This window comes from Oleiphilus sp. HI0128, assembly GCF_001635365.1.
This window is the reverse complement of the sequence record NZ_LWGG01000853.1, coordinates 25,793-35,604: the sequence shown is the minus strand read 5'-3', so window position 1 is coordinate 35,604 and position 9,812 is coordinate 25,793. Positions and strand designations below refer to the sequence as shown.

The 9,812-nt window shown below is 45.7% G+C and carries 10 protein-coding genes; 6 read left to right on the top strand and 4 right to left on the bottom strand.

Annotated features, from left to right (window positions below):
- The 3 genes from pstA to phoU all read left to right on the top strand — a co-directional run.
- The coding region (pstA, locus tag A3763_RS13415; RefSeq protein WP_068760127.1) for a phosphate ABC transporter permease PstA at nucleotides 1–1,018 on the top strand (1,018 nt) is incomplete at its 5' end.
- A gap of 72 nt (nucleotides 1,019–1,090) precedes the next feature.
- Nucleotides 1,091–1,963 carry a phosphate ABC transporter ATP-binding protein PstB gene (gene pstB / locus A3763_RS13410; RefSeq protein WP_068514420.1) on the top strand — a complete coding sequence of 291 codons (873 nt, stop codon included), beginning with the start codon at nucleotides 1,091–1,093 and terminating at the stop codon, nucleotides 1,961–1,963.
- 69 nt (nucleotides 1,964–2,032) lie between these two features.
- Nucleotides 2,033–2,755 carry a phosphate signaling complex protein PhoU gene (gene phoU / locus A3763_RS13405; protein WP_304438889.1) on the top strand — a complete coding sequence of 241 codons (723 nt, stop codon included), beginning with the start codon at nucleotides 2,033–2,035 and terminating at the stop codon, nucleotides 2,753–2,755.
- Between the two features lie 60 nt (nucleotides 2,756–2,815).
- On the opposite strand, the gene A3763_RS13400 is transcribed toward phoU, so the two are convergent.
- A complete protein-coding gene (locus tag A3763_RS13400) occupies nucleotides 2,816–3,682 on the bottom strand; it encodes a YicC/YloC family endoribonuclease (RefSeq protein WP_068514428.1) in 867 nt (288 codons plus the stop codon).
- Nucleotides 3,683–3,833: 151 nt separating this feature from the next.
- On the opposite strand from A3763_RS13400, the gene rph reads away from it, so the two are divergent.
- The gene (gene rph, locus A3763_RS13395) at nucleotides 3,834–4,550 is read left to right on the top strand and encodes a ribonuclease PH (RefSeq protein ID WP_068514431.1); all 717 of its coding nucleotides are present in this window, start codon (nucleotides 3,834–3,836) and stop codon (nucleotides 4,548–4,550) included.
- Nucleotides 4,551–4,614: 64 nt separating this feature from the next.
- Here rph and A3763_RS13390 read toward each other — a convergent pair whose 3' ends face one another.
- Nucleotides 4,615–5,388: an exodeoxyribonuclease III gene (locus A3763_RS13390; RefSeq protein WP_068514433.1), complete on the bottom strand. Its 774-nt coding sequence runs from the start codon at nucleotides 5,386–5,388 to the stop codon at nucleotides 4,615–4,617.
- 111 nt (nucleotides 5,389–5,499) lie between these two features.
- Here A3763_RS13390 and pyrE point away from each other — a divergent pair, with 111 nt between their 5' ends.
- Entirely contained in the window at nucleotides 5,500–6,144 is a 645-nt protein-coding gene (pyrE, locus tag A3763_RS13385; protein WP_068514477.1) for an orotate phosphoribosyltransferase, read from the top strand.
- 303 nt (nucleotides 6,145–6,447) lie between these two features.
- On the opposite strand, the gene A3763_RS13380 is transcribed toward pyrE, so the two are convergent.
- Nucleotides 6,448–7,203, bottom strand: coding sequence for a sulfite exporter TauE/SafE family protein (locus tag A3763_RS13380; RefSeq protein WP_068514435.1), 756 nt, complete (start codon nucleotides 7,201–7,203; stop codon nucleotides 6,448–6,450).
- A gap of 149 nt (nucleotides 7,204–7,352) precedes the next feature.
- Between A3763_RS13380 and A3763_RS13375 the strand changes: the two genes are divergently transcribed.
- Nucleotides 7,353–8,117 carry a hypothetical protein gene (locus tag A3763_RS13375; protein ID WP_068633501.1) on the top strand — a complete coding sequence of 255 codons (765 nt, stop codon included), beginning with the start codon at nucleotides 7,353–7,355 and terminating at the stop codon, nucleotides 8,115–8,117.
- 78 nt (nucleotides 8,118–8,195) lie between these two features.
- Here A3763_RS13375 and A3763_RS13370 read toward each other — a convergent pair whose 3' ends face one another.
- Entirely contained in the window at nucleotides 8,196–9,782 is a 1,587-nt protein-coding gene (locus A3763_RS13370; protein WP_068633499.1) for a BCCT family transporter, read from the bottom strand.
- Between the last annotated feature and the right edge of the window lie 30 nt (nucleotides 9,783–9,812).

Sequence of the window (9,812 nt, the reverse complement as noted above, 5' to 3'; positions counted from 1 at the left end):
TAAAGAAGAACGCGCAGCGCTCGATAATCAATACAAAGGGCTGCAATCACGCCTGAGTGATTTATACACGCAAATCAATCGTGACAGTCTCGTCGCAACAACAGCGGATGGCCAAGAGCGAGAAATCGAGATAGCCCACGTTGTTCGCGCATTCCAGCCTAACAAAATGTCGCTGGCTGAGAAGATCTCCTTCTATATTGAGAAGCTAGTTGAGTTTGTTAGCGATGACCCGCGTGAAGCCAACACAGAAGGCGGTATCTTCCCCGCTATTTACGGTACGGTTTTGATGGTAATCGTCATGTCTATCATGGTGACACCACTAGGCGTTATCGCCGCTGTTTACTTGCGTGAATATGCACACCAGGGTGCAATTACCCGAATTATCCGAATCGCGGTTAACAACCTCGCCGGTGTTCCCTCTATCGTATACGGTGTATTTGGCCTGGGCTTCTTTATTTACTTCCTGGGCTCAGGTATTGATCAGGCCTTCTTCCCTGAGGCATTACCCGCGCCGACGCTAGGTACCGGTGGTTTGTTATGGGCTTCAGTCACGCTAGCGATCCTGACATTGCCAGTGGTTATTGTAGCGACTGAAGAAGGCTTATCACGTATTCCAAGATCCATTCGTGAAGGTAGCCTGGCCTTGGGCGCAACCAAAGCTGAAACACTCTGGCGTGTCGTACTACCTATGGCAAGCCCTGCAATGATGACCGGTGTTATTCTTGCGATTGCTCGTGCAGCGGGTGAAGTTGCGCCATTGATGCTGGTAGGTGTGGTTAAGCTAGCGCCTTCATTACCGCTAGATGGCAACTACCCTTATCTGCATTTGGACCAGAAGTTTATGCACTTAGGCTTCCATATCTACGATGTTGGCTTCCAGAGCCCTAACGTCGAAGCGGCACGACCACTTGTTTACGCAACCTCGCTATTATTGGTTATCGTTATTGCAATGCTAAACCTAAGCGCAGTCGCGATTCGTAACAAGCTACGTGAGAAGTACAAAGCATTAGAAGTTTAACTAGCGCCTGAAATGGTTTGAGTTTTAATAATTATTGAGTTAACTGGATAGACACCAGAAAGAGATATGACTATGCAAAATGATACAAATGATTCGACGACACAAGCAGGCGCACAAACCGAAACTAAGACGCACGCTATCGATATCAGTTCACTACAGCGTAAGTCTGCAGCTCTAAAGCTGGAAGACGAAAAAATTGCACTAACCGTTGACGATTTACGCTTATGCTACGGTGAAAAAGAGGCCCTTCACGGCGTAAATATGCAGATCCCACAGAACCGAGTAACGGCTTTTATCGGCCCATCGGGTTGTGGTAAATCGACATTATTGCGTTGCTTCAATCGCATGAACGATTTGGTTGATGGCTGTAGCATCACCGGTAAAATCATGCACGAAGGTAAAGATATCTACCAACGTAAAGTCGAAGTGGCTGAACTTCGTCGCCGCATTGGTATGGTATTCCAGAAGCCAAACCCTTTCCCAAAGAGCATCTATGAAAACGTCGCTTATGGCCTGCGTATTCAAGGAATCAACAAAAAGCGTATTCTAGATGAAACAGTAGAATGGTCTCTACGTTCTGCAGCACTTTGGGATGAAGTTAAAGATCGTCTTGATGATAGCGCATTGGGTCTATCCGGTGGTCAGCAACAACGTTTGGTGATCGCACGAACCGTTGCTGTTAAACCAGATGTATTACTGCTTGATGAACCCGCTTCAGCCTTGGACCCATTGTCTACGCTGAAAATTGAAGAACTGATTCACCAGCTAAAAGATGACTATACTATCGTTATCGTAACCCACAATATGCAGCAGGCTGCTCGTGTATCTGACTACACGGCGTTTATGTATATGGGCGACTTGATCGAATTTGGCAACACTGATGAGCTGTTTACCAACCCACGTAACAAGCAGACTGAAGACTATATAACCGGTCGTTACGGTTAGGTTTAGGACTATATCAACTCGCTACATGACACTATGCTGCATTAACGGATAAAAGAGGCAAATATGAGTATTACAACAAACGACGGCCACACTCAGCACATTTCCCAGCAATTCAATCAGGATTTATCTGAGTTGCGTAACCAGTTGCTAAATATGGGCGGTATCGTACAGCGTCAAGTATCTGATGCAGTAGAAGCTCTTATCACCAACAATAGCGAACTCGCCGATACGGTCCGTAACAAAGACCAAGAAGTTGACGCAATGGAGTTACTGATCGACGAAGACTGTACCCAGTTGATTGCACGACGTCAGCCGGCAGCGAGTGACCTTCGCTTAGTCATTTCTATCATCAAAATGGTTGCAGATATCGAACGCATTGGTGATGAAGCCAGTAAGATTGCCAAAATGGCAATCCGCCTGACTGAAGAGGGCAAAGCACCTCGCGGCTACGTCGAAATTCGCCACATCAGCGATCATGTTGGTCAAATGGTCAATGGTGCACTCGATGCCTTTGCACGTTTCGATATCGATATGGCACTGGATATTATGAAAGAAGACCATGCTGTCGATGCCGAGTACAAGTCAGCGGTTCGCTCACTGATGACCTTCATGATGGAAGACCCTCGCAGTATCTCCCAGATTCACAGCGTTATGTGGGTACTACGTGCCTTGGAACGTATCGGTGACCATGCGTGTAATCTGGCTGAGCACGTGATCTACATCGTAAAAGGTAAAGATGTGCGTCATATGCCGATTAAGCAAGCTGAGCAGCTTGTTGAGTCTTCCAAGTAGTTAGTTCAAAAGAGTGCCCTAGGCTTTGCCTTGGCACTCTCTGTTTTTGCAAGTAGCGCTCTACTCTACATTCTGTACTTGCTCGCGCATCTGCTCGATCAAAACTTTCAACTCTACCGCCGCTTTTGTGGTGTCTGTTACGATAGACTTAGATGACAAGGTATTGGCTTCTCGGTTTAACTCCTGCATAAGGAAATCAAGACGTCGCCCCACCGGCTCCTTTTTCTTCAGTACACTTCGTACTTCAACTACATGAGCATCTAAACGATCAAGCTCTTCAGCCACATCAGTTTTCTGCGCTAGCAAAACCATCTCTTGTTCAAGGCGTTCATTGTCCATTTGTACAGAAGCTTCTTCGAAGCGCTTCTTCACTAATTCGCTTTGCTTTTTAAGAATATCTGGCAACCAGGCGCGCACTTCTTTAACGATATTTTCAATAGCGACTAAACGCTCTTCAAACAGAGGCTCTAGCTGAGTGCCTTCACGTTGACGGTTTTCCAATAATATTTTTAAGCAGGCCTCAAAGGACTCATTGGCTTGTGCCAACAGTTGCTGGCGGTCACCTGACTCATTATCAATCACGCCAGGCCATTGAAGCACCGAGATCGCATCAACCGGTGCGACGTCATCAAATAACTCATTTACCGAACGGCAGGCTTCACTTAACTGAGCGAGCACTTCAGCATTCACCTTCAAGCCATCAGCTTTACGGTTACTGGGCTGCCACTTTAAGGAACAGTCTAGCTTGCCCCGAGATAAGTACTTACGCATCAAGGATCTGAGTTTAGGTTCCGCTTCACGAAACATATCCGGTATTTTTAAGTGAGGCTCGAGATAACGATGATTGACCGTTCTTAGCTCCCACGTTAATACACCTTGTTCACTTTCAAGTTCTAAACGTGCAAATCCTGTCATGCTTTTCAGCATTGGTACTTCCCCACTTAGCTCAGTTACGTATGTTCAAATTGATTTACGAATTCTACTCGCTAGGCACTTAGAAACCCACCTTTAAAGTGATAAACTTGCCGGCAAATTTTCCCGGTACCCCTTTATTTAATTCCCCAATAGGAAGAACTTTATGAGACCAAGCGAACGCCAACCAGATCAAGCACGCGAGATTAAAATCACCCGAAACTACACAAAACATGCTGAAGGCTCTGTCCTGGTTGAGTTTGGCGACACCAAAGTTATCTGTACTGCCTCAATAGACGAAAAGGTACCCCGCTTCCTAAAAGGTGAAGGACAAGGTTGGTTAACCGCTGAATATGGCATGCTGCCTCGCTCTACCGGTTCACGTATGATCCGTGAAGCAGCAAAGGGTAAACAAACAGGTCGTACCGTCGAAATTCAGCGTCTAATCGGTCGCTCATTACGCGCCGCTGTTGATATGAAAGCACTCGGCGAACGCACCATTCAAATCGATTGCGATGTTATCCAGGCAGATGGAGGTACTCGTACAGCGTCTATCTCTGGGGGCTGCGTGGCACTCATGGACGCTCTTCAAGGCTTGGTAGATGCAGGAAAACTGAAAGAAATCCCGCTAAAGCAAAAGATTGCGGCGATTTCTGTAGGCATCTACAAAGGTACACCCGTTCTCGACTTGGACTACCCGGAAGACTCAGAAGCAGAAACTGATATGAACGTGATCATGACTGACAAAGGCGGCTTTATCGAAATTCAGGGCACTGCTGAAGGTGAAGCGTTTGAAGAGTCCGAATTTAATGCCATGTTAGCACTAGCGAAGAAAGGCATTAACGAGATATTTGAGTTGCAGGAAGCAGCGCGAAACTCGTAAAGAAAGCCTAGAATAAAAAAAGGGATGGTAGCAACCATCCCTTTTTTATTTCTAATCACCGAAACTACATAATCACGTCGTAGTCGATAATAACAGGTGCGTGATCCGAGAAGCGCGTGTCCATATCAATAAAACCATCTTCGATAACATTACGCATCATCTGGGTCGTGATCTGATAATCTGTTCGCCAGCCTGCATTCTTTCGCCAACCCTTGGCCCACTCTGGCCACCAGGTATATTGATTTCTTTCAACATTCACATGGCGGAACGCATCAACATAACCAAAGTCATCGAAAACCGTATCGAACCAGTCTCGCTCATGCGCTTTAAAGCCACTCACGTCCATCTCATGGTATTTTTTGCTCGCATCTGTCACCAAATGCGCGGAATTGAAACTGCCCGCAAAAATGAACTGACGACGCTTACGGAGAGTTTTTTCCAGATGGCTTTGAAACGCGTCCTGGAATTTATCCTTTGCTTCCTGGTTCTCAGGTTTGCCTAATGCATTGGGTACAAGCATTGAAGCAACACTAACATTTTCAAAGTCAGCCTGAATAAAGCGCCCTTCACGATCTGCTGGCTCATAAGCAAAGCCATACATAATTGCCTTGGGGAAGTGGCGAGTATAAATACCCACGCCGCCATCTTCAGGGTTTTCAGCATCTATAAAATAAGCCTGATAACCTTCGGGGTGGAAGATTTCGTCATCGAAATCATAAACTTTGCCTTGCAGATCCTGGACACATACCACATCGGCATCGATCTCACGCATCCAATCAAAAAAACCATTTTCTGCAGCTCTCTTCAATCCATTTACGTTAATTGATACTACTCGCATAACTGCCTCATAATTAATTTGCGTGGTATGATACTTAATTCACATTTTTTGAAAAGAAAAACACTGTAATATCTTTCAATTTAGGCGCAATTAATGCGAGAAAATACAAATATGAAGCCCCACCAGCGCGAATTCATTGAATTTGCTATCCAAAAGAACGTTTTGAAGTTCGGCGAATTCACCCTTAAGTCTGGCCGTGTTAGCCCTTATTTTTTTAATGCGGGTCTTTTCGACGATGGTTTATCACTTGCCAAGCTTGGGTCATTTTATGCCCAAACACTGGTTGACTCGGATATTCCCTTCGATGTTCTATTTGGTCCTGCCTATAAAGGCATTCCTTTAGGCTCTGCTACAGCAGTCTGTCTTTCTTCATTGCATAACATTAACACGCCCTTTGCATTCAACCGTAAAGAAGCAAAAGCTCACGGTGAAGGTGGCACGCTCGTTGGCGCACCACTTAAAGGCAAGATAATGATTATCGACGATGTGATTACGGCAGGTACGGCAATTCGCGAAGTGATCAAAATCATTGAGGCCGCAGGTGCGGAGCCAGCAGGTGTTCTGATTGCACTTGACCGCCAGGAAAAGGGTCAGGGCGAGTTGTCTGCCATTCAAGAGGTCGAAAGAGACTTTAATATCCCAGTCGCCAGTATCGTCAACTTAACTCAAGTATTAGACTACATTCAGGATGATGCAAGTTTATCGCAGTACGCGGATGCCGTTTCTGCATATAGATCACAGTTTGGGATTGCTTGATTGATCATAACCTCTGTGCAGCGAAGTTCTCGGTGGTTCAAGTGTTTGATCTCTTAAAGAACTAAACCCAAAAAACCATTAACCACAGAGGGTACAGAGAGGCCTTCGGCCTACACAGAGAAGAGATAAAAACTAAAAATGTTTTTCTCCATGTCTTCTCTGTGCAGCGAAGCGCTCGGTGTTCTCTGTGGTTCAAGTGTTTGATCTCTTAAAGAACGAAACCCAGATAAGCACTCACCACAGAGGTCACGGAGCGGCCTGCGACCTAGACAAGTTTGTTTGCTGGCAGATGAGTATCTGTCTCTAAACCAGCAAAGACACCCCAACCAAAATGGTCACTACTTCAAAACAGCGCTTAACAATTTTATTTCCTTTGGCGATCGATAGATGCGCTCCAAGGTAGCCTCCAGCTAAAGCCCCCAAAACCAAAGGAAGTACCCACGACCACTTAACCTCGGTCTGTAAGGCCAGCGTAAGCGCCCCCACACCATTCCAAAACAATCCCACCAAAATCAAGGTATAGGCAACCGCTCGCTGGTACTCCAAGCCATACCAAAGCACCAGCCACAAGGTAACGAACAGGCCTGTTCCTGAGGTAATCGAGCCGTTCAAAACACCGATTAAAAACAGTACCAAGCCGCCAATCAGCCAATGAATACGCTTAAATACCTTGGTCGTCGTCGTCATCCCCAGCTCCGGTTTAAATACAGAGTACAAACCCAAAGCTATCGTTAAGACCCCTAAAGCTTGCTTGGCTAGTTCATCGGGAACAGAGAGAATCAATAAGGCACCGAGTATCACGCCTGGCAACCCGAAAAGCAGAATATGACTAGCAAAAGCCAAGCTCAACTGTTTCTCTCTAATATGGCGTAAAGTCGCCCCAACGCCTAAAGCAACGCTGGCGACTTTATGCGTAGCCAAGGCGACAGTAAAACCCAAACCAAGAAAGAGCAAAGCAGGAAACTGTAACAAGCCAGCGCCTCCACCAGCCATCGCACTCAAGCCGTTTGCAATAATCGATACGCAAAACAGCACAACTTGTTCAATTAGAAATTCCATATAAAAACTCTTTTATCAGTGCTCAACAGAGAAAATGCCACTCTTTGCATATTGCTGAACAAACACTCAATAAATTAAATTTCTTGCAACACAAAAGCATAAAAAAATCAGATATACTTTGGATATCCGAAAAATATTTAGATATTAGAATGATTCATACTTCACAACGACCTTATATCTTCAAGCATACTGGCAAGCGGCTAGCCGTGGTTGCCCTGCTACTGCTATGCAGTCTTTCTTTGGTGGCTACGCATGCATCTGCGGCGCAACTATACCGGTATAAAGACAATCAGGGAACCTATGTGCTCAATCAGACTATTCCTCCTGAATATGTCAAAAAAGGCTACGATATTTTGAATAGACAGGGCAGAGTTATCCAAGTTGTCGCGCCAGAACTAACAGCCGAGCAAATTGCTGCCCGAGACGCCGCCCTAGAACAAGAGCGCCTACAGAAAATTGAAGCTGAAAAACAAGCCCTCATCGACGGCGAACTTAAACAACTTTACAGTCATCCAAATGATGCCGTGCGAGTCCTGTCTCGCCGAGTTCAAGATATCAAAGGGCTTATTCTGGTAAAACGTACTAAGATTGATGCCAGTAAAAATGGCATTATTGAGGAAGAAGCACAAGCAGCCAATCGCCAACGACAGGGCTTGAAGGTTTTCGAGACGACCTTGAAAAAGCTCGAAAAGTATAAGTCCGATATCGATAACAATGAACACGACATTGTTGAATTGCATAACGAGTTAAAAAAAGTTAAAGATGAGTTCGACAAGAAAATTCGTCGCCTTGAAGTGATTACCGGTAAGACTGCCAGTGATTATGCCAAGCTTCTGCAAGATTTAAGTGACGACAATAAAGACAAACCCCAGACTCCCTCTGAAGAAGCACAAACAAACGATAACAATCCTTAGCCTAAACTATTACCCTAAAAGCGGACGTCTGCTTCATTAAGTATTTAATCTAACCTTAACAAAGCAAACGTGATCGTGTTATGAGTAATACTTAGGCTCAGTTCTGAGCCCCATCAACAAACTAACGCACATCGCAAGCAACACAAAGGTAAATGGCAACCCTGAAGAGATAGCACCTGCTTGCAGCGCTTGTATTGCTTCGGTCCCTCCTATCCATAACAAGGCAGCCGCGATTGCGCCTTCAATAGTTGCCCAGTAGATACGTTGGGGTACGGGCGCATCAATTTTGCCACCTGCTGTAATGCTATCAATGACCAAAGACCCTGAATCGGAAGAAGTAATAAAGAATACCAATACAAGGAGAATAGCGATCATCGATAGAAGCTGACTCATGGGCAGCTCATCGAACATCTGAAACATGGCAAGCGGGACATCCGTTAGACCATTTGCTCCAAGCTCACCGACACCGTTCACAACTTGATCGATGGCAATACCACCATAGACCGACATCCATATTACAGTCACTGCGGTTGGCACGAGTAGCACGGCACAGAGGAATTCGCGGATAGTTCTGCCTTTAGATATACGCGCAATATACATTCCGACAAAAGGCGACCATGATATCCACCAGGCCCAATAGAACACCGTCCAACCTTGAAACCAGGCTTCGTCATCTCGATTGTGCGGATTACTAAGCGGTATTATATTCTCAAGGTACGCACCAATCGTAGTGGGAACATTCCCCAGCGCTACAGCTAAGCCTACCATTGCAACAAAAATCAATAATACAAAGGCGATCACCATATTCACGTTACTTAGTAACTTCACACCACCTTCCAAGCCTCTAACGACCGAGATGATAGCTAAGGCAGTCACACCCACGATAACTAAAATCTGTAAGCCGATACCGCCATCAGTGCCAAACACGTGATTAATACCGCTCGCCGCTTGCTGCGCCCCTAGCCCTAAAGATGTGGCTAGACCAAAGAGTGTCGCAAGTACTGCAAGAATATCGATAATGTGGCCAGGCCATCCCCACGTACGCTCTCCTAGCAGCGGGTAAAAAACGGATCGAATAGAGAGTGGAAGCCCTTTGTTGTAGGTAAAAAAAGCTAAGGAAAGCGCAACGACGCCATAGATCGCCCAGGGGTGAATTCCCCAGTGATACATCGTCGCGCCCATGGCCATACTCGCCGCTTCGGGCGTGTTTGCTGCCACATTGAGAGGCGTTTTGTACCAGCCGGTATAATAGGAAACAGGTTCGGCTACTCCCCAGAACATCAGCCCGATGCCCATGCCTGCAGCAAACAACATCGCTAGCCATGTTAGCGTAGAATGCTCTGCTTTTGCCTCATTGCCTCCTAAGCGAACCTTGCCGAAAGGAGAAACAATAAGCGCCAGGCAGAACAACACAAAAATATTGCCTGCCCAAATAAACAAACCATCGAAAGCACCAATAATATCCCATTTAAGACCATCTAATGCAGCTTTTGCGGTCGCTGAATCAGTTAGCAGTGTGGCTACTAAAAATAACAATATCAGCCCGGAACTCACAGCAAATACCGGGTTATGAATATCAAAACCCCAGCGTTGAACATTGTGCTGCCCAACGCTGTAGTCAGTACTGTGAATGCCATATTTATCGTTAGGGTTAGGTACGCTCATCAGCAAAGCCCTTTCATTTATTGTTATCAA